The 23,856-nt window shown below is 72.5% G+C and carries 20 protein-coding genes and 3 tRNA genes; 7 read left to right on the forward strand and 16 right to left on the reverse strand.

Annotated elements, in window-relative coordinates:
* Nucleotides 1-22: 22 nt before the first annotated feature.
* The 10 genes from B042_RS0119930 to B042_RS0119975 all read right to left on the reverse strand — a co-directional run bounded on the left by B042_RS0119930 (nt 23) and on the right by B042_RS0119975 (nt 11,215).
* A tRNA-Ala gene (locus B042_RS0119930) sits at nt 23-95 on the reverse strand.
* A 110-nt stretch (nt 96-205) separates the two neighbouring features.
* Nucleotides 206-1,204, reverse strand: coding sequence for an ABC transporter substrate-binding protein (locus B042_RS0119935; RefSeq protein ID WP_028649827.1), 999 nt, complete (start codon nt 1,202-1,204; stop codon nt 206-208).
* Entirely contained in the window at nt 1,201-1,995 is a 795-nt protein-coding gene (locus B042_RS23980; RefSeq protein WP_036555730.1) for an ABC transporter ATP-binding protein, read from the reverse strand. The genes B042_RS0119935 and B042_RS23980 overlap by 4 nt, the downstream gene beginning before the upstream one ends.
* A gap of 44 nt (nt 1,996-2,039) precedes the next feature.
* The gene (locus B042_RS0119945; RefSeq protein WP_155989237.1) at nt 2,040-3,107 is read right to left on the reverse strand and encodes an iron chelate uptake ABC transporter family permease subunit; all 1,068 of its coding nucleotides are present in this window, start codon (nt 3,105-3,107) and stop codon (nt 2,040-2,042) included.
* A complete protein-coding gene (locus tag B042_RS23985) occupies nt 3,104-4,171 on the reverse strand; it encodes an iron ABC transporter permease (protein WP_231494150.1) in 1,068 nt (355 codons plus the stop codon). The genes B042_RS0119945 and B042_RS23985 overlap by 4 nt, the downstream gene beginning before the upstream one ends.
* Nucleotides 4,164-5,942 (reverse strand): siderophore-interacting protein, encoded by a 1,779-nt coding sequence (locus B042_RS0119955; protein WP_028649829.1) that lies wholly within the window; start codon nt 5,940-5,942, stop codon nt 4,164-4,166. The genes B042_RS23985 and B042_RS0119955 overlap by 8 nt, the downstream gene beginning before the upstream one ends.
* A gap of 78 nt (nt 5,943-6,020) precedes the next feature.
* Nucleotides 6,021-6,851, reverse strand: coding sequence for an energy-coupling factor transporter transmembrane protein EcfT (locus B042_RS0119960; protein ID WP_028649830.1), 831 nt, complete (start codon nt 6,849-6,851; stop codon nt 6,021-6,023).
* Nucleotides 6,844-8,613 carry an ABC transporter ATP-binding protein gene (locus B042_RS0119965; RefSeq protein WP_028649831.1) on the reverse strand — a complete coding sequence of 590 codons (1,770 nt, stop codon included), beginning with the start codon at nt 8,611-8,613 and terminating at the stop codon, nt 6,844-6,846. The genes B042_RS0119960 and B042_RS0119965 overlap by 8 nt, the downstream gene beginning before the upstream one ends.
* The gene (locus B042_RS23990) at nt 8,610-9,545 is read right to left on the reverse strand and encodes a hypothetical protein (protein ID WP_051415821.1); all 936 of its coding nucleotides are present in this window, start codon (nt 9,543-9,545) and stop codon (nt 8,610-8,612) included. The genes B042_RS0119965 and B042_RS23990 overlap by 4 nt, the downstream gene beginning before the upstream one ends.
* Before the next feature lie 29 nt (nt 9,546-9,574).
* On the reverse strand, nt 9,575-11,215 hold the full coding sequence (locus tag B042_RS0119975) for an HAD family hydrolase (RefSeq protein WP_051415823.1): 1,641 nt from the start codon (nt 11,213-11,215) through the stop codon (nt 9,575-9,577).
* 155 nt (nt 11,216-11,370) lie between these two features.
* Between B042_RS0119975 and B042_RS0119980 the strand changes: the two genes are divergently transcribed.
* Complete coding sequence (locus tag B042_RS0119980) at nt 11,371-12,396, forward strand: LacI family DNA-binding transcriptional regulator (RefSeq protein WP_231494151.1); 1,026 nt, start codon at nt 11,371-11,373, stop codon at nt 12,394-12,396.
* Between the two features lie 411 nt (nt 12,397-12,807).
* Here the strand turns inward: B042_RS0119980 and B042_RS0119985 are convergent.
* Nucleotides 12,808-12,880 (reverse strand) — tRNA-Ala (locus B042_RS0119985).
* A 152-nt stretch (nt 12,881-13,032) separates the two neighbouring features.
* Between B042_RS0119985 and B042_RS0119990 the strand changes: the two genes are divergently transcribed.
* Complete coding sequence (locus tag B042_RS0119990; protein ID WP_028649834.1) at nt 13,033-13,326, forward strand: co-chaperone GroES; 294 nt, start codon at nt 13,033-13,035, stop codon at nt 13,324-13,326.
* Here the strand turns inward: B042_RS0119990 and B042_RS0119995 are convergent.
* Entirely contained in the window at nt 13,248-14,189 is a 942-nt protein-coding gene (locus B042_RS0119995) for a JmjC domain-containing protein (protein ID WP_197024369.1), read from the reverse strand. The genes B042_RS0119990 and B042_RS0119995 overlap by 79 nt on opposite strands.
* Before the next feature lie 177 nt (nt 14,190-14,366).
* Between B042_RS0119995 and B042_RS0120000 the strand changes: the two genes are divergently transcribed.
* The 4 genes from B042_RS0120000 to B042_RS23995 all read left to right on the forward strand — a co-directional run bounded on the left by B042_RS0120000 (nt 14,367) and on the right by B042_RS23995 (nt 20,060).
* Nucleotides 14,367-17,180, forward strand: a complete 2,814-nt coding sequence (locus B042_RS0120000; RefSeq protein ID WP_028649836.1) for a BTAD domain-containing putative transcriptional regulator — start codon at nt 14,367-14,369, stop codon at nt 17,178-17,180.
* Between the two features lie 116 nt (nt 17,181-17,296).
* On the forward strand, nt 17,297-18,175 hold the full coding sequence (locus B042_RS0120005) for a helix-turn-helix transcriptional regulator (RefSeq protein WP_028649837.1): 879 nt from the start codon (nt 17,297-17,299) through the stop codon (nt 18,173-18,175).
* A 166-nt stretch (nt 18,176-18,341) separates the two neighbouring features.
* Complete coding sequence (locus B042_RS0120010; RefSeq protein ID WP_028649838.1) at nt 18,342-19,742, forward strand: amidohydrolase family protein; 1,401 nt, start codon at nt 18,342-18,344, stop codon at nt 19,740-19,742.
* A gap of 54 nt (nt 19,743-19,796) precedes the next feature.
* Nucleotides 19,797-20,060: an Atu4866 domain-containing protein gene (locus B042_RS23995; protein ID WP_036555661.1), complete on the forward strand. Its 264-nt coding sequence runs from the start codon at nt 19,797-19,799 to the stop codon at nt 20,058-20,060.
* 159 nt (nt 20,061-20,219) lie between these two features.
* On the opposite strand, the gene B042_RS0120020 is transcribed toward B042_RS23995, so the two are convergent.
* The 4 genes from B042_RS0120020 to nadD all read right to left on the reverse strand — a co-directional run bounded on the left by B042_RS0120020 (nt 20,220) and on the right by nadD (nt 22,038).
* Nucleotides 20,220-20,292: transfer RNA gene (locus B042_RS0120020), tRNA-Ala, on the reverse strand.
* 74 nt (nt 20,293-20,366) lie between these two features.
* Complete coding sequence (locus B042_RS0120025) at nt 20,367-20,972, reverse strand: histidine phosphatase family protein (protein ID WP_028649839.1); 606 nt, start codon at nt 20,970-20,972, stop codon at nt 20,367-20,369.
* A 35-nt stretch (nt 20,973-21,007) separates the two neighbouring features.
* A complete protein-coding gene (gene rsfS, locus B042_RS0120030) occupies nt 21,008-21,388 on the reverse strand; it encodes a ribosome silencing factor (RefSeq protein ID WP_028649840.1) in 381 nt (126 codons plus the stop codon).
* A 17-nt stretch (nt 21,389-21,405) separates the two neighbouring features.
* A complete protein-coding gene (nadD, locus tag B042_RS0120035; protein ID WP_081748899.1) occupies nt 21,406-22,038 on the reverse strand; it encodes a nicotinate-nucleotide adenylyltransferase in 633 nt (210 codons plus the stop codon).
* Nucleotides 22,039-22,797: 759 nt separating this feature from the next.
* Here nadD and B042_RS0120040 point away from each other — a divergent pair.
* Nucleotides 22,798-23,856, forward strand: coding sequence for a M48 family metallopeptidase (locus B042_RS0120040; protein WP_028649842.1), 1,059 nt, complete (start codon nt 22,798-22,800; stop codon nt 23,854-23,856).

A 23,856-nucleotide genomic window follows, 5' to 3' on the forward strand; every position in this document is an offset into this window, starting at 1 on the left:
GCAGGGTCGTCTCGGAGTCGAGTGGAGCTATGGGGATTCGAACCCCAGACCTCCTCCATGCCATGGAGGCGCGCTACCAACTGCGCCATAGCCCCGGGAAGCAACGGAAGAGATTCTACCTGACGGGTACGGGTGGGTCGGCCCGTGTTCAGGAGGCGGGCGGGCCGCCGGGGAAGGGTGGCCCGCCCGCTGAGTGGATCGGCCGCTACGGGGTCTGGAGGTCTTCGAGGGCCTCGACCACGCGGTCGAGCGTGTAGTTGGCGTCGGTGTAACCGGCGACGGTGTTCTTCCCTGCCGGGTAGGCGTGGCCGTCCTGGACGGCGGGAAGCTCCTGGTAGAGGGTGGTCTCCTGGAGGTCGGCCATGAACGGGTTGACCTCGCCGCGCAGGTCGGAGTCGTAGAAGAGGACGTCGACGTCGCCCACGACGGAGTCGAGGCTCTCGTTGGAGACGGTGGCCTCCGGCTCGGCCTCGGCGGCGACGGCCTCGCCCTCCTGTGCGGACCAGGTGAAGCCGAGCGGCACGAGCAGGGTGCCGCTCATGCTCTCCTCGCCCCAGGCGTAGAAGCTGTTCTCCTCGAAGGCGCCGATGACGCCGACCGTCTTGCCGTCGATCACGTCGGCGTAGGTGTCGGCGATCTCCTGCTGGCGGGCCGCGAACTCGGCGGCGAGCTCATCGGCCTTCTCGGGGACGCCGAGCGCGTCGGCGACCTCCTCGGTGCGCTGGAACCACTTGGCGCGGTCACCGCCGCGCAGGGTGAAGACGTAGACGGGGGCGACGGCTTCGAGCTGCTCGACGACCTCCTCCTCGTAGACGTTCGGGGCGAGGATGAGGTCGGGCTCCAGGCCCGCGATCTCCTCCAGGTTCGGCTCGACGCCCTCGGCGACGACGGGGACCGCCTCGAAGTCGTCCACGAGGTCCTCGGGCACGATGCCGGGCTGGTACTGGCTCTGGCCGACGGGGGTGACGCCCAGGTCGAACACGGGCTGCGTCGCCGCGTAGTGCAGGGTGACGACGCGCTCCGGCTCAGCCGGGACCTCGACCTCGGCACCGGTGGAGTCGGTCACGGTCCGGGTCCCGGCCGCGGCCTCACCGCCTTCGGAGGCGGCCTCGGAGGCCCCGTCGCCGCCGGGGGAACCGCAGCCGGTGAGCGCGAGCGCCAGCACGGCCGCGCCCGCGGCGAGGTGGATGGGGGAGGGCTTCATGAAGCTACCTTTCGGTTTCTGGGGGCCGGGGACACAGCATGGCCCCGGTGGCGGGTGACCACGTGGGGACCGCCGTTGACGGGGTCCTCGATGATGGTGGCTTGGATGTCGAACACCTCGTCGAGGAGTTCGGAGGTGAGCACGTCCTCGGGGCCGCCCTCCGCGACGACACGGCCGTCCGACATCACGATGAGGTGCCCGGCGTAGCGGGCCGCGTGGTTGATGTCGTGCAGGACGGCGACGATCGTGCGCCTGCCCGTGCCGTTGAGATCGGCGAACAGGTCGAGCAGGGAGATCTGGTGCGAGACGTCCAGGAAGGTGGTGGGCTCGTCGAGGAGCAGGACGGGGCTTTCCTGGGCGAGGGCCATGGCCACCCACGCCCGCTGGCGCTGGCCGCCGGAGAGTTCGTCGATGGAGCGGTCGGCCAGGTCGGTCATACCGGTCTGGGCGAGGGCCAGGGCTACGCTCCGCTCGTCGGTCTCGCTCCACCGCGACAGGATCGACTGGTGCGGGTAGCGGCCGCGCCGCACGAGGTCGAACACGGAGATCCCGGCGGGGGCGGTGGCCGACTGCGGCAGCAGGCCGAGCCGTGTCGCCACCTCCTTGGCGCGCAGGGCGTGGATGTCCTTGCCGTCGAGGTACACGGTGCCGGTGCCGGGCTTGAGCAGACGCGCCAGGGAGCGCAGCAGGGTCGACTTGCCGCACGCGTTGGGGCCGAGGATGACCGTGAACTCACCGTCGGGGATGTCGACGGTCAGGTCCTCGCCGACAACGCGCTTGTCGTAGGCCATGGTGATGCCGTCGGCCCGCAGCCGGGCCTCGCCGGGGGGTGTGCTCACAGGGTTCCCTTCCGGTTCTCGCGGACGAGGAGGGTGATGAGGTAGAGACCGCCGACCGCGACCGTGGCGACGCCGACGGGGAAGGACTTGTCGGGGACCGCGTGCTGGGCGGCGAGGTCGGCGCTGGAGAGGATGAAGGCGCCGGCACAGGCCGCGGGGGCGAGCGAGGCGCCGGTCGATCCGGCGAGCCTGCGCCCGACGTGTGGTGCGGCCAGGGCGACGAACGTGATCGGACCGGCGGCCGCGGTGGCGATCGCGATGAGGAGGACGCCCGCGCCGATCGCGAGCAGGCGGGTGCGCGACGCGCGCTCTCCGAGGGAGGCGGACATGTCCTCGCCGAGGTCGAGCAGACCGAGCCGGCGTTCGAGGAGCACCCCGGCGGCGAGCATGGCCGCGAGCCCGGCGGCCATGGCCGGGCCGGTGTACTCGAAGCTGGTGCCGTTGAGCGAGCCCACCCCCCACAGCGCCGCCGCCCGGGCGACTTCGAGGTCGGCGACCAGCAGGAACCACGTCTCCAGGCTCGCGAGTACGGCGCTCAGGCCGATCCCCACGATGACCAGGCGGAAGCCCGCGACACCGCCGCCGCGCGAGAGTGCCAGCACGATCAGCGCGACGAGGAGCCCGCCCGTGAGCGCGCCGCCCGCCACGGTCACGAAGCTCGATCCGACGAACGCGAGGGCCGCCACTCCCCCGGCCGAGGCGCCCGCGGTGAACCCGATGATGTCGGGGCTGCCCAGCGGGTTGCGGGTGACGGTCTGGAAGATCGCGCCCGCCACGCCGAGGACCGCGCCGAACACCGCGGCGGCCACCGCGCGCGGCAGGCGCCACTCGACGACGAACAGTTCGACCGCCGGTGCGGCGTCGCCGAACAGGGCCCCCGCGACCTCCGCCGGTGTGTGGACGACGGAGCCGAGCATGAGTGCGGCGAGTGTCACGAGCGCGGTCCCCGAGACGAGCCCGGCACACACCAGTACCGTGCGTGTGCGGATCCGCCCCGACACCGAGAGGCGCCCTGGCGTCCGCACGACGACGGAGCCCCGCTCCGCTTTGAGCACGACGCTCACTGTGTGTGCACCTTCCGGTCGGAGACGAGCCAGATGAGGACCGGCGCGCCGATGAACGCCGTGACGACGCCGACGGGAACCTCGCGCAGCGGGATGACCACGCGCGCCAGGGTGTCGGCGACGAGCAGCACGGCCGGTGCGACGAGCATCGACATCGGGATGATGCGCGTGTGGTCGTTGCCCACGAGCAGGCGGCACACGTGCGGCGCCATGAGGCCGAGGAAGCCGATCGGTCCGGCGACGGCGACCGCCGCGCCGACCAGGAGGGTGACGGCGAGGACGGTGAGCACGCGCGTGCGGCGGACGCTGACCCCGAGGGCGGCGGCGAGGTCCTCGCCGAGGGCGAGCGCGTTCAGCGGCCGCACCAGCAGGAGCGCGAGCACCAGTCCGAGGGCGAGGTAGGGCGCCACGCCCGCGAGGTCCTCCAGAGAGCGTCCGGCGACCGACCCGGCCACCCAGGAGCGGAACCGCTCGAACGTGGTCGGGTCGAACAGCCGGATGGCGGCGGTGATGCCGCCGAACACGGCCGTGAGGGCGACCCCGGCGAGAACCATGCGGACGGGCGTCGCCGGCCCGCGGCCGGTCGACGCCAGCAGCAGGACGGCCATGGTGGCGAAGAAGGCGCCTCCGAGGGCGGGCCAGACGAGCGATCCGATCGTGGCGGGCAGGCCCAGGAGGATCGCTAGGGCCACGAAGAGGGTGGCCCCGGCGTTCACGCCGAGGATGCCGGGGTCGGCGAGGGGGTTGCGGGTGTAGGCCTGGATGAGGGCTCCGGCGGTGCCCAGTGCCGCTCCGACCGCGACCGCGACGAGTGTCCGGGGCAGCCGGTACTCGAACACCAGGATCTCGGCCTCGCGGTCGCCCTCGCCGAGGAGCGCTGAGAGCACACGGGCCGGTGAGACGTACTCGGCGCCCACGAACAGGCTCATGCCGAAGGCGAGCGCCAGGCCGAGGAGCAGCCCGAGGAGGACCAGCGGCATACGGAGGCGGGCGGAGCGGCCTTGGGAAGGCGCGGCTGTGGCCCGCTCCTCGCCTGCTGGAGCGGTGGGGGCGGGTTCAGGCACGGGCGATGACCGCGTTTCCGTAGGGCCCGAAACCCCAGCCGAGCATCGCGGTCTCGACGGTGGACGCTCCGGCGGCGCGCAGGAGCCCACCGATCCGGTCGCTCGTGCGCAGGGCCGTGCCGGTGACCGCGAGGCTGACCAGGGCGCGCTCGGCGGCGTGGTCGTCGGCGGCGGCCTTGTCGGAGGTGGGTTCGGCGACCACGAGTGCGGGACCGGCGGCCAGGGCGGTGCGCAGCAGGGCGAGCACCTCGTCGTCGGTCCTGCCCTCTAGGGCCCCCACGAGGATCGCGCAGTCGTGTTCGGGCCACACCGAGGCGTCGGCCCCCGGGAGCTGCACGGTCCGCCCGCGCGCGATCTGGGCGGCCAGGTACGGTGCGGCGTCACCGACGACGGCGAGGGTGCGGGCACCGGCGACCACGGGGAGCTGCGCGAGCGGCTCGGCCACGAACTGGAGCTGTTCGGCGGCCCGGTCCTGGTGGACGGTGTCGAGCGCCTCGTCGGCGGCCCGCCGCTCGCGCCAGGAGGCCGTTCCCAGGCGCGCGGCGTGGCGGCCCGAGCGCAGCACGTCGACGAGGTCGACGAGCGCGAGCGCCTCGCGGTTGGCGGGGTTGTCGAGGGAGAGCGCCTCCAGGGGGGCGTCGTCCATGAGGACCCCGCCGCGCGCCGTGTTGCGGTAGTGGTCACCGTCGCGTTCGACCAGCCCCAGGGCGGTCATCGCGTCGAGCAGGGGCGCGAGGCGTTCCGGTTCCACCCCGCTCTCCCGGCCGAGCCCGACGACGGTGGTGGTGCCGGAGGCGATGAGGGGGCAGATCCCCAGGGTGACGGCGGCGCGGGTGACGACCGGCGGCCCCAGTTCACTCATCTCGTGGACCTCGTGGAGCAGCTCGCGCGGGGTGGGGCCCTCGGGGGCGGTGGGGGTGCCGGGTTCGTCGTGTGTCCCGGCCCCGTCGGCGTCCGCGGCCTCGGGCCGGCGCCAGTATCCGACGACCTCAACGTCCTCCTTGGGCAGGCCCAGGTCCTTGCGCAGGTGGCGGCGGATGGGGGCGACCGTCATCGCCTCGCCGCCGACCCAGGCGTAGACGCGGCCCTCGGGCACGGCCAGGCGCCGCACGGCCTCGAACAGCAGCGTGCTGGTTCCGGCGGGGGCTCCGTCGCGCACCAGCCACTCGATGTCGACGTCGGCGGCGGTCCCGATCTCCTGGCGGTCCTCGGCCGTGGGGACCTCGACGATCACGTGTCCGCGGGTGCCCTCGGGTGCCTCCTCCAGCCAGCGGCCAATCGCCGGGAGCGCCGTCTCGTCGCCCGCCAGCAGGTGCCACTCGGCCTCGTCGTTGCGCAGGGCGCACGTCTTGGGGCCGGCGAAGTGGAGCGTGTCCCCCTCCTGGGCACGCAGCGCCCAGGAGGAGGCCAGGCCGTGGTCGTGTCGGACGATGTCGATGTCGAGGGTGCCCGTATCCGGGTCCCAGGCACGCACCGTGTAGTCGCGGGTGCGGGCGAAGCCCTCGGGGTTCCACGCGAAGCGCTGCTCCTCCTGGGTGCCGATGTGCGGCACCGTCCCGTCCTCGGCGGGGACGACGATCTTGATGTGGTCGTCGAACCCGTTGGAGCGGAACGGCGGTCGCTCGTGGCCCCCGCCCATGGTCCCGCCGAAGAGCTCGTCGCCGGTCAGCGTGATCCGGCGCATGTTCGGGGTGACATCGACGATGCGGGCCACGCTCGTACGGCGCAGCACGATGGGGTAGACCTGCAAAGGCCGTGATGTGCGTGGCATGTGGGGCTCCCGAGGCAAGCCTAGGCTAACGAAGGCGAGCCTAACCTACCCCACCTGGCCTTTACCCACCAACCCGACCTAACCGGCGTTCCCGTACACGGGGAAGGCGTGCCCGGCCCAGAAACAGGCCACCACCAGCACCAGCGTCACCAGAAGGAGAGCCACGTCCTTTCCGTCACAGCGGAGGTAGGCCAGGCGGATCCGCCGCCCGTCCGGGTGCTCCCCCGCGTAGGTGAACCCCTTCGTCTCCAGCGCCTCCACGGTGGTCCTGGTCCGCTTGGCCGTGTTCAGCATGAGCGGATAGAACGCCTCCACCACCGTGCGTGCGGTCCGGTCGACCACCCTCCAGCCGAGGAACCCCCGCGACGTGAGCGGCGCTCCCCGCAGCCGGTGCCCGTCGACCACCGTGTGGAACTCCTCCATCAGCACCGGGAGCATGCGATACCCGTAGCTCACCCCGAAACTGAGCATCGCGGGCGCGTGCAGGCTCAGCAGAGCGTCCGACAGCTTCTCCGGGTCCAGGGAGACGAACGCGGCCATGCTCGCCAGGCTGATCGTCGACAGCTTCAGCGTCAGCTCGACCAGGGCCAGGACCGTGGTCGTGTCGCCCCCGAAGAACCACGCGGCGACGAACAGGTACAGCCCCTCCGCGGCGAACCCGATGACGAACAGTCCCAGGATCAGCGGACCGACCCTGCTCAGGACGACCGCCGCCGAGCACACCGCGAACAGCCCGGCCAGCACGGTGAGGTTGTGCGTGAACCAGGGGACGACGGCCAGCAGCAGGTACCAGCCGATGACGAACCGGGGGTCCCGGCGCGCCAGCAGGCCGCCGCGCGTGGCGTAGGCCGTGCGCAGGAGTTCGAGCTTGACCCACTCCACGGAGAGCTTGTCACGGTCCTTACGCATGTTCCCTCCCCTCCTCGTCCGCCCCGGCGGCCAGCGGGGCGAGCCGTGCCAGGAGTCCGTCCACCGACAGCGGAGGGGGGCTCATCCCCAGCCGCGCGCCCAGGCGGGTGACCTGGGGCGCCACCAGTCCCACGGCCGCCATCAGCTCCTCGGCGGCGAAGAGCCGGGCCGGCGTGGTGTCGGCGACCACCCGGCCCCCGTCGAGCACCAGCACGCGCTCGGCCCACTCGGCGACCAGGTGCATGTCGTGGGTGGCCACGACCGTGCAGCGGATCGTGTCGGCGAGGGTGTCCAGCATCGCGGTGACCGCCTCCCGACTCGCCGTGTCCAGGCTGGAGGTGGGTTCGTCCAGCAGCAGGAGGGAGGGGCGCATCGCCAGCCCCACCGCCAGGGTCGCCCGGCGCTGCTGCCCGCCCGAGAGCAGGCGGCCGTCGCGGTCGGCCAGGTCGGAGAGCCCGACCCGCTCCAGGACGGTCCCGACCAGGGCGTCGGTGTCGTCACGGCCTCGTCCCCGGGGGAACATGGCCACGTCCTCGGCCACGCTGTCCTTGAGGAACATCTGCTCCGGCCGCTGGTAGAGGTAGCAGACCCGGTCGGCCAGCGCGGAGGGCCGCACCGTGCGGGTGTCGGTGCCGCCGACCCGGACGGTGCCCTCCCTGGGGACCGTCAACCCGGTGAGCAGGCGCAGCAGGGTCGACTTGCCCGCGCCGTTGCCGCCCACCAGGGCGACGCGCTCGCCGTCGCGCAGGACCAGGTCGAGTCGTTCCAGGACCGCCGACCACCCGCCGCCGACCTCGCGGTAGCCGTGCCGCACACCGCTCAGTTCGGCGACCGGCTCGGCCGCCGGACGCTCGGACGGCCCGGCACCGCCGACGGCCGGGGACTCCGGTGCGGGGGCCACGGGGCGCAGGGCCCGGACGGCCTCATCGACGGTCAGCGGCGCGGGCGCGTCCGGGGCCAGGGCGCGCACCGCCCGCACCACCTGGGGCGCGGGGATGCCGTGGCGCTCCAGCTCCTCGGCACGCTCCAGGGCCTGCCGTGTGGGCAGGTGCCACACGGGGGCGCCGTCGGCCATGAGCACGACCGATCGGGCGTAGCGGGCCACGTACTCGGCGTGGTGCTCCACGACGACGACCGTCGTGCCCGTCCGGGCGTTCAGGTCGGCGAGAGCCTCGTAGACGGCGTCGGCCCGGGCCGGGTCGAGTTCGGCGACCGGCTCGTCCACCACGACCACGCCCGGGCGCAGCGACATGACGCTCGCGAGGGCGACCAGGTGCTGCTGCCCCCCGGAGAGCTGCCAGGTGAAGCGGCCCGCGAGATGGCCGATCCCGCACAGCTCCAGGGCCTCCTCGGCGCGCTCGCGGTGGTCGGCCAGACCGAAGTTGACCGGGGCGAAGGAGACCTCGTCGCGGACCGTGGGTCGCACCAACTGGTTGCCGAAGTCCTGGTAGACGTAGCCGACCAGGTGGGACAGGGCCGCCACGGTCTCGCCCCGGGTGTCGCGGCCCAGCACCCGCACGGAGCCCTCGAAGGTGCCCGACCAGTACGTGGGCACCAGCCCGTTGAAGGTCTTGCACAGGGTGGTCTTGCCCGAGCCGTTGCCGCCGACGACCGCGGTGAAGTCGCCGCGCTCCAGGCGCAGGTCGACCCCGCGCAGACTGTCGCGCTCGGCACCGGGGTAGCGGAAGGTGAGCCCCTCCACCTCGACCGCCGGTGCGGCGGCCGGGGCGGAGGGGCCCTCCGCTGTCGCGGGGTCGGTCATGACCCGGCCTCGGTCCGCTCCTCGTGGGCGGCCCGCTCCTCCTGTTCGGCGCGGTCGCGGCGCGAGTCGCGCACGAACCGGACCGCGACCACCAGGGCGGCCAGCACGATGAGCGCGGCCGAAGCCCCGACCCACAGGAACTGCTGACCGTACTGGTCGATGAAGTCGGGCTCCCAGACACCGAAGCCGTCGAGGATCTCCTCCATGAAGGCGGCGATCGCCGAGACGAAGGCGAGTACGATCGCCACCAGCAGGAAGACCGCGGTCCCGCGCTGGGCGAGCGGGATCGGGTGCGCGGGGTCGCGCGGAGCCAGGCCCAGGAGCGGTTCGATCTTGCCGTAGAGCCGGGGCACCAGGAACAGGGCGGGCAGGCCGCCGAACAGGACACCGCTGATGACCAGGGCGATGGCGAAGTCGATGCCCTCCAGCAGCAGGATGGACTCGGGCAGGCCGGGGACGGTCTCGGCGTCCTCGATACCAAACCACACCTTGGCCACGTCGACGATGCCCGAGAGCATCTTGTCCACGACGACGACCATGGCTCCGGCCGTCAGCAACTGCACCGGGCGGCGCGGGTCGCGGACCATGCATCCGGCGATGTACAGGCCCAGGAACATCTGGAGGTAGCCCTCCACCTCCCCGATCCCGGAGAAGTCGCCCATGAGCAGGTCGACGAAGACGATCTCGCCGAGCGGCGCGCCGAGCGCACCGTACAGCGGGTTGAACAGCGACACGATGATCAGGGGCACGAACGTCAGGTAGGACACGCCGATGTCGACGGGGCCGATGCTGAACTCGGGCAGCACCTCGGTCACGATGTTGGCGAGCCCGAAGAGGGTCATCGAGAGCACGAAGACCATGAGCTTCTGGCCGGAATTGAGGTCGGGGGGTCCGCTGCGGACGGTCGCGGAAGCACCGGGGGATGCGGTCATGACGTGCCTTTCATCAGGGGTTGGTGCGGTTACTGGAGGGAACTGTTCGGTGGGACGGACGTCCCGGCCCACAGGGCGAGGAGGTCCTCCGGTTCGGCGATGACGTGGGCGGGGCGGTGGTCGGGTGGTCCGGTCAGGGCTGCGTCGATCGACTCGTCGTCGGCCGAGCCGCCGCGCACGATCACGGGGGTGCCGATCCCCGCGCGCCGGGCCGCGGCGGTGTCACGCCAGGGCTTGTCGCCGACGAACCAGCAGCGTGCCGGGTCGGCGCCGAGGGCGGCGACGGCGGTCTCGACAGTGACCGGGTCGGGTTTGCGGCGGCCGAGTTCGTCGGAGTACACGTGGACGCCGATGAGATCCTCGACGCCGAAGCGGTCGAGCTCCTCGCGGACGGCGCGCCCGCACACGGTGTTGGACACCACGGCGACGGGCACGCCCCGGTCGCGGCACAGCTCCAGGACCCGCCGCACCCCCTTGCGCGGTTCGGCGCGGCTCTTGGTGCGCGCGTACTCCAGGGTGAGCTGGGCGGACTCGGCCAGCAGGAGGGCACGCGCCCGTTCGGGCAGGTCGCGGCCGACCATCTCGGTCCAGAACGCGCCCGGGGTGATCTCGGGCACGGGCCCCCCGTCGGGGTGGGCGGCCTTCCAGTCGCGGTAGCGGTCGCGCCCGGCGCGGACGAGTTCCAGGGCAGCGTCGGCGGTGGTGGCGTAGCCCGCGCGGGCGAGCCGGTCGGCGAGCCGCGCGGCGAAGCCGGCCTGCGCCTCCGGGGAGGGCCGGGAGAGCGCGATCACCCCGCCGTGGTCGAGCAGGAGCGCCGCGGGCATCCCCGTCTCCGCCTCCCGGGCACCACCGGGGGCGGCCGTCTCGGTCAGTACGGGCGCGGGTTCGGGGAGGCTGTGCCAGAGCGGTGCGACCAGCCCCTCCGGGGTGTCGAAGACGGCGTCGGCACGCACATCGACCGGGTAGGGCGGGGTGTCGGTGTGGTGATGGCGGGTGAGCACCATCCCGGCCACGCCCGCCCTGCGCCCGGCGACCACGTCCCGGTCCTGGGTGTCGCCGACGTACCAGCAGCGCTCGGGCACGGTGCCGAGCGCGCGGGCGGCCAGACCAATCATCTCCGGGTGCGGTTTGCGGATGCCGACCTCGTCGGAGTACACCTGCACGTCGAAGTAGCCCTCCAGGCCGGCACGGTGCAGGATCTCGCGGTGCGAGCGCCCGGAGTGGGCGTTGGAGACCATGCCCACGCGCACGCCCAGGGACCGGGCAGCGTCGAACAGGTCGCGGATGCCGGGGCGCACCTCGTGGTCGGAGATCAGCGGGGACATGTCGGCCAGGAGTCGCGCCGCGCTTCCGGCCAGCGTCTCCCGGACGGGTTCGGGCAGGTCCGAGGCGAGGAAGTCGGTCCAGAGGGTGCGGTGGCCGAGTTCGACGGGTTCTCGGCGGCGCCCTGCGGCGTTCTTCCAGTCCTTGAGCGCGGCCAGCCCGGCGTCGAGTGAGGCGCGCAGGCGGGCGGTGTCCACGTCGTGTCCGGCTCGGGCGAGCACCTCGCGCAGGTGCCGGGCGGCGTCGTCCCGGCCGCCGGGTCGCTTGCGCGTCTGGAACACCACACCGCCGAAGTCCAGGAGCAGCGCGTCCGGACGGCGGCGGAGGGCGGCGGGCGTGGACTCCAAGGAGGTCTCCTGATTCGTCGGTGACGGGCTCACCAGGGACGCTAGGCGCCGCCCGGTGACGGGACGGGGCCTGGGGGTGGCCCCTCGGGAAACGGAACTGGAACGTTCCAGATGCCGATGCCCCGCGGGGTCCGGAACACGCAAGAATGGGGGGTGTGGCAACGGAACCGACACGCACCGGATCCAGGCGGCGCCGCCCCACGATCGTGGACGTGGCCGCCGAGGCGGGTGTCTCCAAGTCCTTGGTGTCACTGGCACTGCGCGGTGACCGTGGGGTGAGCGAGGCGACGGGGGCACGCATCCTGGCGGCGGCCCAGCGACTCGGCTACCGCTCCAACGCGCTGGCCCGGGGGCTCGTGCAGGGGCGGACGGCGATGCTGGGCGTACTCCTCACCGATCTGGCCAACCCGTACCACACGGAGGTGGTGACGGGGATCGAGGAGAGCGCCGACGCCGAGGGGTTCACCGTGCTCCTCGCGCACGGGCGCCGGGACCGCTCGCGGCTGACCCGCCAACTGGAGTCGCTGCTGCAACTGAACGTGGACGGCGTCGTGGCCGTGAGTTCGTGGCTGGAGCCCGGTGCGCTCGCCGACGCGGCCCGGAGGGTGCCCGTGGTGATGGTGGGCCGCCCGGAGGAGTTCACCCCGGGGGTGGACACGGTGGCCAACGACGACCGCGCCGGAGCGGTGGAGGCCGTGCGGTACCTGGCGTCGCTGGGGCACACGCGGATCGCCCACCTGTCGGGGAGCCGTCGTCCGGCGGCCCGCGCCCGGCGGGAGGGGTACCGGGAGACCATGGGAGACCTGGGGCTGGGCACGTGCACCGAAGTGTTCGAGTTCGACGGCGGCTCCGCCGGGCGCGAGCGCGCCGCCGCCTCCGTGGTCGCCTCGGAGACCACGGCGGTCTTCGCCGTCAACGACCTGGCCGCGCTCGCGGCGCTGGACGGCGCCCACGCCGCGGGGACGCCCGCGCCCGAGGGGCTGTCCGTGGTGGGCTACGACAACACGTCGCTCGCCGAGACGGTGCGCCCGCGGCTGACCAGCGTGGACCAGCCCAGACTGGTGATGGGCTCCCTGGCGATGGGACTGCTGCTGGAGCGGCTGGGCGGCCGGACGGAGGACCGCCACGAGGTGCTGGCACCGAGCCTGGTGGTCCGCGACTCCGCAGCGCCCGCCCCCTGACGCGCCCCGCCCCGGCCGGAACCCCCGGAGGCCTTTGCGATACGGGAGAGCCCCTGGCCCCATCCCGCCGACCAGCACGACCTCGGCCGCAGGGGGATGCCCCGGAGGACTCGGGGGTCTCCCCCCGGCAAACACGAAGGACGACCCGGTGAGGCGGCCGAAGGCCGCCGAGCAGGGTCGCCCTGAGTCCGTGGACCTGACGGGACGTCACGCGAACCCGCGGGGCGAAGCCCCGCAACGGGGGCCTGGGGGTCGCCCCCCAGAAGAAACGACGAGACGACCCGGCGAGCGCGGTCTCGAACCCGCGGGGCGAAGCCCCGCAACGGGGGCCTGGGGGTCGCCCCCCAGAAGAAACGACGAGACGACCCGGCGAGCGCGGTCACGCGCGAGCAGGGTCGTCTCGGAGTCGAGTGGAGCTATGGGGATTCGAACCCCAGACCTCCTCCATGCCATGGAGGCGCGCTACCAACTGCGCCATAGCCCCTGGTGTGCCGGGCGGTTTCCCCACTCGGCGTTATGAATATCGTACCGGATCCCAGGAGTGGGTCGAGCAACGGGGCGGCTGTGAGCACGGGAGATGGCCGTCCGTCTTGCGCATACCCTGGAACCGTGCCCGAATCCAAGCTTGAGATCCAGATGCTCCACGACCGCCTGCTGGTACGGGCGGTCCCGGACAAGAGCGAGCGGCGCAGCAGCGCCGGCCTGGTCATTCCGGACACGGTGAAGCTGGCCACCAGGCTCGCCTGGGGCGAGGTCTGCGGGGCGGGGACCGCGGCCCGCCACGTGAAGACCGGGGACCGCGTCCTGTTCGACCCCGACGAGCAGGGCGAGGTGGAACTGAACGGCGAGCGCTACGTCATCCTGCGCGAGCGCGACGTGCACGCCGTCGCCAACGAGGCGCCCGAGCGTGGCACGGGCCTGTACCTCTGACCTGACCCGGCCGGGCGCGGGTCCGCGCCCAGGATCTCGGTGAGTTCGTCGTAGAGCACGCGCGCCCTGGGGCCGATACGTGACGCCTTCACCGCGGTGCCGCCGCGGACGGGGGGAGGAACCGTGTCCGGGGCGCCGGGTCGCCCGGCGGGTGACACGGTGAGGGACAGGTGCAGCGACCAGACGTCGGTGCTCCGTGTCCGGTAGTGCCAGCCGGCGGGTATGTAGCAGGTGTCCCCCGGGGTGAGCGTGAGCAGGTACTGGGGCACCACGGCTTCCGGCAGGGTCACGGACCCGAGGCCGTCCTGCCCCGGGGGGTGTTCGAGTATCTGCCAGTGCTTGGCACCCGACGCCTGGACGACGATGGTGTCCGCGCGGTTGCGCCGAAGCGGGAGGACGTCCCTCCCCGAGGGGCCGAGGGAGACGGCGGCCTCGACCGTCCGGCCGAACCGGTGCCGCATCCGCTGACAGATCCTCCTGATCTCCGGGTGGTGCTCCTCCACTCCGCCGAGGGTCAGGACCGCCCCGCCGGCCAGGAGTCCCTTGATCCGCTCCAGGTCGATATCGCCCGCGCCCGGCCGCACGGACTCCTCGGCTTCCACGGCTCCGGAACCAGCGCTGCGGACCCCGACGCGCGCCGGTGCCGTCCGCACGTCGCACAGGAGGCCGCACACGTCCCGAAGGCCGAGGAGAGGGGCCGACAGGACGCTCCGGGTGTAGAGGCAGTCGCGCCCCCAACGGGCGGACAGTTCGGCTCCGTCCGGAAGCCAGGGGTGCCAGTCGGCAGCAGGAACGGCCGTATCCGGGGTGTTCTTCAATCCCGCCTCCAGGAAATCACCGCGTACCGGTGGCTGGCCGCCCACGGACTTCCCTGCGGAGCGGCCCGCCCCTGACGAGGGTTCCGGGCGGGTCTTGGACATACCTTGAACGCACGCACACGATCGGCCGTCTCCGTGCCCCTTCCGGAACCCGTCGACGCCATGGCAGGGTCGGGGGACACGTGAGGCACGTGTGTGAATCCCTCCGAGTGTTGGGCGGTCATGGCGATAGAGATCTCCGTGCTGGGCGACATCGAGGCGCGGATCGACGGTGCACGGGTCGACCTGGGGCACGCGAGGCGGCAGTCGGTGTTCCTCGGCCTGCTGGCGGACGTCAACCGTCCGGTCACCGCCGACCGGCTCATCGACCGGGTGTGGGGGCAGCGTCCGCCCGACGGGGCCCGGTCGTCGCTGTACAGCTACGTGTCCCGGCTGCGGACGGCCTGGTCCGCTGCGGGTGAACGGGCGGCGGTCGGCCGACGGCCGGGCGGCTACGTCCTGGCGTTGAGCGAGGACGCGGCGACCACGGTCGACCTCCACCGCTTCCGTGAACTGACCGCGCGCGGGCGGGCCTCGGCGGCCGACGGAACCGCCCTGGCCGCGTTCGACGAGGCGCTCGGCCTGTGGCGGTCCGACACCTTCGGGACCCTGGACACCCCCTGGGTCAACGAACTCCGGGAGAGCCTGCGCCTGGAACGCTTCCGGGCGGAACTGGACCGCAACGACCTGCTGCTGCGGCAGGGCAGGCAGACGGAGATCCTGAACGGCCTCCTCGCCCTGGTCCAGGAGCATCCGCTGGACGAGCGCCTGACCGGCCAGCTCATGCTGACGCTGTACCGGGAGGGGCGTGCCGCCCAGGCCCTGGAACGGTACGAGTGCCTGCGGCGGTCGCTCGCCGACGAGATCGGTGCCGGACCCGGCGCCGAACTGCGGAACCTGCACGCACGGATCCTCGGCTGCGATCCCGTCCTCGACGCGCCCGCCCGTCCCTCCCCCCTCTCCGGTGCCGGGCCCACGACGGTACCCGCCCCCAGCCAACTGCCCTCCCCTCCTCCCCTGCTGACCGGACGTGGGGAGACACTGGACGCTCTCGACCCCGCGCAGGGACCCGGCACGTCCCCGATCACGGTGGTCTCCGGTATGGGAGGTGTGGGGAAGACCTCGCTGGCCCTGTGGTGGGCCCACCACCGCCTGGACCGGTTCCCCGACGGGCAGCTCTACGTGAACCTGCACGGCTTCGACCCGAGCACACCCGCCACGGAACCGCACGACGCGATACACGACTGCCTCTCGGCGCTCGGCGTGGACCGCAAGGCCGTTCCGTCCGGAGCCGAGGCCCGGGTCGGCCTCTACCGCAGCCTCATCGCCGACAGACGGATGCTGGTCCTGCTGGACGACGCCCGCGACGCCGAACAGGTCCGCCCCCTGCTTCCCGGAACGCCCTCCTGCACGGTCGTGGTCACCAGCCGCGACCGACTCAGCGGACTGGTCGCTACCGAGGGTGCACGCCTGATCACGCTCGGACCGCTCACGCGTGACGAGGCACGCGATCTGCTCACGGCCCGGATCGGGAGACGGCGCGTGCTGCGGGAACCGGAGGCGGTGGAAACCGTCATCGAGTGCTGTGAACGGCTTCCCCTGGCCCTGGCCATCGCCGCGGCCCACGCTGCCGGAGCCCCGGACGCGCCACTGGCCGAGCTGGCCTCCGAGCTACAGGAGGCGGAGACCAGGCTCGACGTCCTGGACACCGGGGAGCTCGGTACGTCCCTGCGTAGTGTCTTCGACGCCTCCCACCGGACGCTTTCCGCACCGGCGGCGCGTCTGCTGGGCCTGCTGAGCCTGGCCCCCGGGCTCGGCATCGGGCTGCACGCCGTCGCGGCGCTCGCCGGGCTCACGCCCGCACGCACAAGAACGGTGCTGCGCACCCTGCTCTCGGCCCACCTGGTCCAGCAGCCGGCCCCGGGGCGCTACGCGCTGCACGACCTCGTCCGCCTCTACGGCAGGGAGCGGGCCGAGCGGGAGGGGCGGGCGCCACACGAGGCCCTGCGCGGGCTGATCGACTTCCACACCGGCACCGCCGAAGCGGGCAACCGCTTCCTGGGCCCCCACGACCTCTCCTCCTCCACGGTGGCGGGGCCGCCGGGCGGACGCGCCACCGCCCTCGCCCTGGCGGACCGGTCCGAGGCGTTCGCGTGGTACACCGCCGAACTGCCCTGGCTGCTCGCCGTGATCCGCCTCGCGGAGGAGATGGGGCTGCACCGCGACGTGTGGCGGCTGTCCTGGGACACCCACCTGTTCTTCCGGCGCTGCGGACAGGTCGAACACATGATCAGTGCCGCCCGGGCCGGACTCGGTGCCGCGGGCGGGCTGGAGGGGCCGGAGGCGCCCGTGATCCAGGCGCTGGCGCACCGGAACATGGCCAGTTCCCTGATCCTGGGGGGACGGAACGGCCAGGAGGCGTTCGACCACCTCTCCCGGGCACTCGCCCTTTTCGAGGACTCCGAGGACCTGCTCGGCCAGGCCCACACCCATCAGATCTTCACGCACAGGGCACTGCTCCTCGCTGACGAGGAGGCGTCCCTGCGGCACGCGGAGCGGTCCCTGGAGCTGTACCGGCGCGTCGGCGAACGGTTCTGGGAGGCCAGCGCACTCAACACCCTGGGCTGCTGCCTGGCCGAAATCGGGCGGTACGCGCCCGCGCGCGAGTACTGCCAGGCGGCCCTGGACGCTTCGGTGTCGCTCGGCTTCGCCATCGGACAGGCCGCCTCGCGGGACAGCCTGGGCCAGATCGCCGACCGGTCCGGGCGGCACGCCGAGGCCGTCGAGCACTACGGCCACGCGCTGCGGACCTACCGCATGCTCGGTGACGCCTACGAGGAGGCCAACACCCTCCACGGCCTCGCCAAGGCCCAGGCGGCGCTGGGCGCGCCGGAGGCGGCGCGCGCGTCCTGGGAGCGGGCGCTGGTGCTCTTCCGTGAGCAGTTCCGCGGGGACCTGGCGAAGGAGACCGAAAAGCGCCTCCGCGACCTGGCGTGACCCGGCGGGGCGGCCGAAAGCCGAGCGCGGCACGGGACGGATCCCGCCGGGGGTGGGTGCGCCGCACCCACCCCCGGCCCTGTGCACGGGACGGGGGCGACCCTAGCCTTGTGGCCATGGGCACTGAAGAGGCCACCGGCCCCCCGGCCACCCTGGAACGGTTCCTGCGGGCGCGACGGGACCGGGTCCGGCCCGAGGACGTCGGGCTCCCAGGTTCGGAGCGCCGCCGGGTCCCCGGCCTGCGCCGGGAGGAGGTCGCAGTCCTGGCCGGGGTGAGCACCGACTACTACATGCGCCTCGAACAGGGCCGGGAGCGCCACCCCTCACCGCAGGTGCTGGACGCGCTGGCCCGGGCCCTGCTGCTGGACGAGGAGGCCGTCGGCCACCTGCGTCGGCTGGCTCTCGCCGGCGGGCGCCGATCCCGCGTTCCGCGCCGCTCGGACCGGGTGGGCCCGCACCTGCTGCGGCTGCTCGACCGGTGGAACGACACCCCCGCGTTCGTCCTGGGCGCCACGCTGGACGTGCTGGCCCGCAACCGTTTGGCCCGGGCCCTGCACTCGGGTTTCGCGGTCGGCGACAACATGGCGCGGATGACCTTCCTCGACCCGGCCGCCCGTATGTTCCACCGCGACTGGGGCGGGGCCGCCGCCGCGGTCGTGGCCGAGCTGCACAAGACGGCGGGGGTGCGCCCGGACGACGCCCGGCTCGGCGCCCTCATCGGGGAACTCTCACTCAAGAGCACGGAGTTCAGTGTGCTGTGGTCGCACCACGAGGTCCGCGGCAAGCGCGGGGGTGCCAAGGCGCTGCACCACGCCGCCGTGGGCGACCTGGACCTGCACTACGAGAGCTTCACCGTCAACGATTCGGGCGGGCAGCAGTTGGTCGTCTACCAGGCCGAGCCGGGGAGCGCGTCGGAGGAGGCGCTGGTGCTGCTCGGCTCCCTGCACACCGTCTATCCGGAGCCGGGCACGAGGGCGCGTTCCGAGCGCACCTGAACGCCCTGTCCCCGCCCCTGGGCCGCACCTGCCGTCACGGCCCCGACGCGCGCGACCGTCCCGCATGGGAGTGCCGCACCAGGGGACACGGCGACCTGGACGGCCCCGCGCCGGGAGACGAGACTCGGCGGCGACACCCCACAGCACGAACCGAGGGGGCATCCCTATGCGTTCCGTATCCGCCGCACCGGCCGCCGAGGCGGCACTGGAGGAGATCCGGCGCCGGTCCGGCGACCCGCACCGGCGCATCCTGTTCACCGGGGCGGCCGTAGTCACCATGGACCCGGAACTCGGTGTCCTGGACGGTGCCGACGTCCTGGTCGAGGGGGACACCATCGCCGCGGTCGGCACGGTCCCGGAGCCGGACGACGCGGTCGTCGTCGACGCCACCGGATGTGTCGTCTCACCCGGGTTCGTCGACACCCACCGGCACGCCTGGCAGGCGCAGCTGCGCCGGATCATGCCCGACGTCGACGACCTGGCCGGGTACCTGACCACCACCCTGGCCGGACACGCGCCCCACTACGGCCCCGAGGACATGTACCTCGGGACCCGGCTGGCCGCGCTGTCGGCGATCGACTCCGGCATCACCTGCATGCTCGACTTCTCGCACAACTCCCGGACCCGGGAGCACTCCGACGCCGCCGTGCGTGGCCTGGTAGACACCGGGATCCGGGGCGTCCACGCGTCCATGGCACCGCACTTCGGCGCGTGGGACGGGCAGTGGCCCGGCGACCTGGCCCGCTTGCGCGAGGAGCACACCGACGGTGCCCGGCGCATGCTGACCCTGCGTCTCGGGGCGCTGGCCACCGATGGGATCGCCGGTCCGTCCCTGGCGTACGGCCCCCGACTCGCCGGGCTCGCGCGCGACCTCGACATCGGTGTGAGCGTCGACGCGGTGCTCGGTGCCGGGTCCTCCCGAGCGGTCCTGGACTGGGCCGAGCGCGGCCTGCTGGGGCCGCAGCTCACCCTCATCCACGCCACCGGGCTGACCGACGAGGCGTGGAAGGCGATCGGTGCGACAGGGACCACCGTCGCCCTGGCCCCGACCTCGGACGCCCAGATCGGTCTGGACACCGCGGTCCCGGCCGTGGACGAGGCCCTGGCCGCGGGTGTGCGGCCGGGGCTGAGCATCGACGTGGAGGTGGCCCTGGCCGGTGACATGTTCACGCAGATGCGCGCTCTGCACACGGTGCAGCGGATGAGGGCGGCCAACGCGGCGTTCGGGACCGGCCGGGAGAGCGCCCGGATCGGCGTCCACGACGTGCTGGACTTCGCCACCCTGCAGGGTGCGCGCACCAACGGGCTGGGGGACGTGACCGGGTCGCTCACCCCGGGCAAGCGGGCGGACCTGCTGGTGGTCACGGCCGAGGACCTCAACAACATGCCGCTCAACGACCCTGTCGGGACCGTGGTGCTGGGCGCGGACGCCCGCAACATCACCGCGGTCCTCGTCAACGGCGAGCCGCGCAAGTGGGCGGGGCGGGTACTGGACGCGGACCCGGACGTGCTGCGCGACCGTGTCCGGGGGTCCCGCGACCGGATTCTGGCCCGCGCCGCCCGCTGACCGAACCGGGTCCGCCTGCCGGCGGGCCGACACGAGAGAAAGGTCAAGGACACCATGACGGAGAAGACGGACGCACCGCACCCGTTCGTGGGCCTGTGGGTGACCGCCGACGGGCACATCCGGCAGGAACTGCTGCCGAACGGCCGTTACGACGAGGCCCGCGGGAGCCGCCGCAGCGCCTACACCGGGAGCTACACGGTGACAGGGGACCACATCGACTACGTCGACGACACCGGGTTCACCGCCACCGGGGACGTACGCGACGGGGTGCTGTACCACGAACACCTGGTTCTGTACCGGGAGCGTCCGACCGCCTGATCCGGCGAGGCGGCCGAAGGCCCCCGTCCCGGCCGTGACCGGGCCGCGAGGCACGACGGCCGAGCGGCACACCGAGGGGGCCGGGGTCGCCCCCGGCCAACACGAAGGGCGACCCGGTGAGGCGGCCGAAGGCCGCTGAGCAGGGTCGCCCTGAGTCCGTGGAGCTATGGGGATTCGAACCCCAGACCTCCTCCATGCCATGGAGGCGCGCTACCAACTGCGCCATAGCCCCTGATGGGAGTCGCACGGCCGTGCCGTGTCGACTCCCTGAACGATAGCGGAAAGGAGGCGAAACGTCGAAACGGTTCAGGTGTCGTCGCTGAGGACCACGGGTTCGGGGAGGCTCGCGGCGTTGTGCTCCATGAGCCGCCAGTGGTCGCGCCGGGTGCCCAGGACGGACCAGCAGCAGTTGCTGAGCGGGCCGAGGACCTCGCGCTGTTCGTCGGCCAGGCCGAGCATCCGGGCGATGACCACGCGCAGGGCGGCACCGTGGCTGACCACGACGAGCAGCCCTCCGGCGGGCGTCCGGGCGAGTGCCTTGTCGACGGCCTCGGTCATGCGGTCGCCGACGGCGGCGATGGTCTCCCCGTCGGGGATGTCCATCATGGCGTAGCCGGTGGGCCAACGCGCGAACAGCTCGTTCCCGGTCAGCCCCTCCCAGGACCCGCCGTGCCGTTCGCGCAGCCCCTCGTCGTGGTCGACGGGGACCCCGCAGGCGCGGCTGAGGTACCCGGCCGTGTCGGCCGCCCGCCTCAGGTCGGAGGCGACGACCACGTCGGGGTTGAGGGAGGCGAGCACGCGGCCGGCTCGCTCGGCCTGTGCGTGGCCGACCTCGTCCAGTTCGATGTCGGTCTGTCCCTGGAAACGGCGTTCGACGTTCCAGGCCGTGCGCCCGTGCCGCCAGAACAGCACACGCGGGGTGTCGTCGCTCACGTGTCGGGCCCCTTCTACGACTGCTGCTCGGTGCCGTCGGCGGGGACGGTGATCTCGGGGCAGTCCTTCCACAGCCGTTCGAGGCCGTAGTAGCCGCGTTCCTCCTCGTGCTGGATGTGCACGACGATGTCGCTGTAGTCCAGCAGCACCCAGCGGCCGTCCCGCTCGCCCTCGCGCCGGACCGGTTTGGCACCCGCCTCGATGCGGAGCCGGTCCTCGACCTCGTCGACGATCGAGCGGACCTGCCGGTCGTTGGGGGCCGAGCAGAGCACGAAGGCGTCGGTGATGACGAGCTGGTCGCTGACGTCGTAGGCGATGATGTCCTGCGCGAGCTTGTCGGAGGCGGCCTCGGCCGCGACCCGGACCAGCTCCAGCGCCCTGTCGGTGGCTGTCACGTTGTGCTTGCTGCCTTTCAGCTGTCTCTGTAGAGCCCGGTCTTGTTGATGTACCGGACGATGCCGTCGGGGACGAGGTACCAGATGGGTTCGCCCTTGCGCACCCGCTCACGGCACTCGGTCGAGGAGATGGCCAGCGCGGGGACCTCCACCAGGGAGACCTTGCCCTCCGGCAGCCCGGTGTCACTGAGGTGGTGCCCGGGACGGTTACAGCCTACGAAATGCGCGAGGTCGAAGAGCTCATCGGCGTTGTGCCAGCTCAGGATGGCGCCGAGGGCATCGGCTCCCGTGATGAAGTACAGCTCCACGTCCGGCCCGTAGGCGGCGCGCAGCTCGCGGAGCGTGTCCAGAGTATAGGTGGGGCCGGACCGGTCGATCTCGATGCGGTCGACACGGAACTGCGGGTTCTCGGCCGTGGCGATCACCGTCATGAGGTAGCGGTCCTCGGAGGGGGTGACGGAGCCGGGGTCCTTCTGCCAGGGGTGGCCGGTGGGGACGAACACGACCTCGTCGAGCTGGAAGAGGTGTGCCACCTCGCTGGCGGCGACGAGGTGCCCGTGGTGGATGGGGTCGAAGGTGCCGCCCATGATGCCGACCCTGCCGGAGGTGGTGCCACGCCGCCGGGGCCCGCGGTGCGTGTGGTGGGCCACTGTGTGCTCCGTTTCGCCGTTCTCATGGTCGTTCGCCGGGATCGAACCACCGAGGTTAGCCGACACCGTGCGCCGCCCCGGGGGCCGCGTGCCGTTTCCGCCCTCGCCCAGGTACAACGGGTGTCGATGCGGCTTCCTTCCCGCAGGAAAGCCCCGGGACCAGGGGGGCGTCCCGGGGCTTGCTCTCGTGGCCTCCGACCGGAGACCGTCTATCCGTCCGGTGCCACGAGCGTCCCCGGACCCCGAGGGCCGTGAGGAGTGCGATCACCAGCACCACGCATCCGGCATACGCGCCGAGGAAACCCGCGAAGCCGGATCCGCGTCCATCTCCCGGAGCCGGGGAACGCGAATACCCGTAGCCCGGGTGCACTGCGACCGTCCCGAGATCGTCCGGCCCCGTCGCGGGAGCGGGGGCACGAACCCCGCCCAGCGGTCACACCATCTCTGCGAGTCGGTCGATCCGATCGCGGTGGACGTAGAGCTTCCTGCCCCCGGGCGTTGGGAAGACCTACACCCAGTGGCCCTGGAACCGGATGACGACGTTCCCGGGATAGGCGGGTCCGACCAGGCACAGCTCCACCCCGAGCGGTAGCCCCCCTGTGCCCCAAGCCGCATCCGGGACAGAACGTCCCGTGCGAGACCCCCGACCGCTTCGGTCGGGGGTCTCGTCGTTCCCGGTGCCACCACCCGGAAAACGCGTCATATCTCGAATGCCCGAAACCGTGGCCAAGCGCGTCCCCGTCACATAGCCTTCCGTGTATGGCGAACTCACCAGACCGCGTCCGCGTCCGGCTCTCCGAGATCTCACCCCGTGCCTACGAGCACCCGGCCGACCGGGGCGCCCTGGTCGCGCTCCGGTCGCTGCGCGGGTTCGACGAGGTGTTCAAACGCCTCTCCGGGCTCTTCAACGAGCGCGCGCTCCGACTGATGTTCCTGTCCAGCGCGGTGCGCGTCGGGCCCGCCCAGTTCCCGCACCTGTACGACTACGTGCGCGACGCCGCCTACGTCCTGGACATGGACGAGGTCCCCGAGCTCTACGTCCAGATGAACCCCAGGCCCAACGCCATGGCGATCGGCAGCCACAAGCCGTTCATCGTGATGACCACGGGCCTGTTCGACCTCCTCGACGCCGAGGAGCAGCGGTTCGTCATCGGGCACGAGGTGGGCCACGTCCTCAGCGGCCACGCCGTCTACCGCACCATGCTGCTCGCCCTCATCCAGCTCGCCACCCGCGTGGCGTGGATCCCGCTGGGCTACATCGGCCTGCGCGCGATCGTCGCCGCCCTGGAGGAGTGGTACCGCAAGTCCGAGCTGTCCTGCGACCGCGCGGGCATCCTGGCCTGCCAGAACCCGGACGCCGGCAAGCGCGCCCTCATGAAGATGGCGGGCGGCTCCACCCTCGTGGAGATGAACCCCGACGCCTTCCTGGAGCAGGCGCGCGAGTACGAGAAGGGCGGCGACGCCCGCGACAGCCTCCTCAAACTGCTGAGCCTCACCGGCCAGACCCACCCGTTCGCGGTGGTGCGCATGGCCGAGCTGCACCGGTGGGTGGAGGAGGGCTCCTACCGGCGCATCCTCGACGGCGACTACCCGCGCCGGGCCTCGGACCGCGACGCCAGCGTGGGCGAGGAGGCCCGCAACGCGGCCCGGCACTACAAGCAGTCCTGGGAACGGACCGAGGACCCCCTGCTGGGGACCCTGCGCGACGTGGCCGGAAGCGCGGCCAGCGCGGGCGGGAAGATCTTCGACACCGTGGCGGACCGCTGGCGGGGCGGCTCCCGCGCCTCTTCCGGGTCCTCCCAGTCCTCGTCCTCCTGA

Origin of the sequence: Nocardiopsis sp. CNT312 (assembly GCF_000515115.1) — a bacterium.
Lineage (GTDB): Bacteria > Actinomycetota > Actinomycetes > Streptosporangiales > Streptosporangiaceae > Nocardiopsis.

Excerpts from the sequence above, each read along its gene's own strand:
- B042_RS23990 (WP_051415821.1), bottom strand. The coding sequence starts at position 9,545 with ATGACCGCATCCCCCGGTGCTTCCGCGACCGTCCGCAGCGGACCCCCC.
- B042_RS0120000 (WP_028649836.1), top strand. The coding sequence starts at position 14,367 with ATGGCGATAGAGATCTCCGTGCTGGGCGACATCGAGGCGCGGATCGAC.
- B042_RS0120040 (WP_028649842.1), top strand. The coding sequence starts at position 22,798 with ATGGCGAACTCACCAGACCGCGTCCGCGTCCGGCTCTCCGAGATCTCA.
- B042_RS23980 (WP_036555730.1), bottom strand. The coding sequence starts at position 1,995 with ATGGCCTACGACAAGCGCGTTGTCGGCGAGGACCTGACCGTCGACATC.
- B042_RS0119965 (WP_028649831.1), bottom strand. The coding sequence starts at position 8,613 with ATGACCGACCCCGCGACAGCGGAGGGCCCCTCCGCCCCGGCCGCCGCA.
- B042_RS0120010 (WP_028649838.1), top strand. The coding sequence starts at position 18,342 with ATGCGTTCCGTATCCGCCGCACCGGCCGCCGAGGCGGCACTGGAGGAG.
- B042_RS0119935 (WP_028649827.1), bottom strand. The coding sequence starts at position 1,204 with ATGAAGCCCTCCCCCATCCACCTCGCCGCGGGCGCGGCCGTGCTGGCG.
- B042_RS0119955 (WP_028649829.1), bottom strand. The coding sequence starts at position 5,942 with ATGCCACGCACATCACGGCCTTTGCAGGTCTACCCCATCGTGCTGCGC.
- B042_RS23995 (WP_036555661.1), top strand. The coding sequence starts at position 19,797 with ATGACGGAGAAGACGGACGCACCGCACCCGTTCGTGGGCCTGTGGGTG.
- B042_RS0119990 (WP_028649834.1), top strand. The coding sequence starts at position 13,033 with ATGCTCCACGACCGCCTGCTGGTACGGGCGGTCCCGGACAAGAGCGAG.
- B042_RS0119960 (WP_028649830.1), bottom strand. The coding sequence starts at position 6,851 with ATGCGTAAGGACCGTGACAAGCTCTCCGTGGAGTGGGTCAAGCTCGAA.
- B042_RS0120005 (WP_028649837.1), top strand. The coding sequence starts at position 17,297 with ATGGGCACTGAAGAGGCCACCGGCCCCCCGGCCACCCTGGAACGGTTC.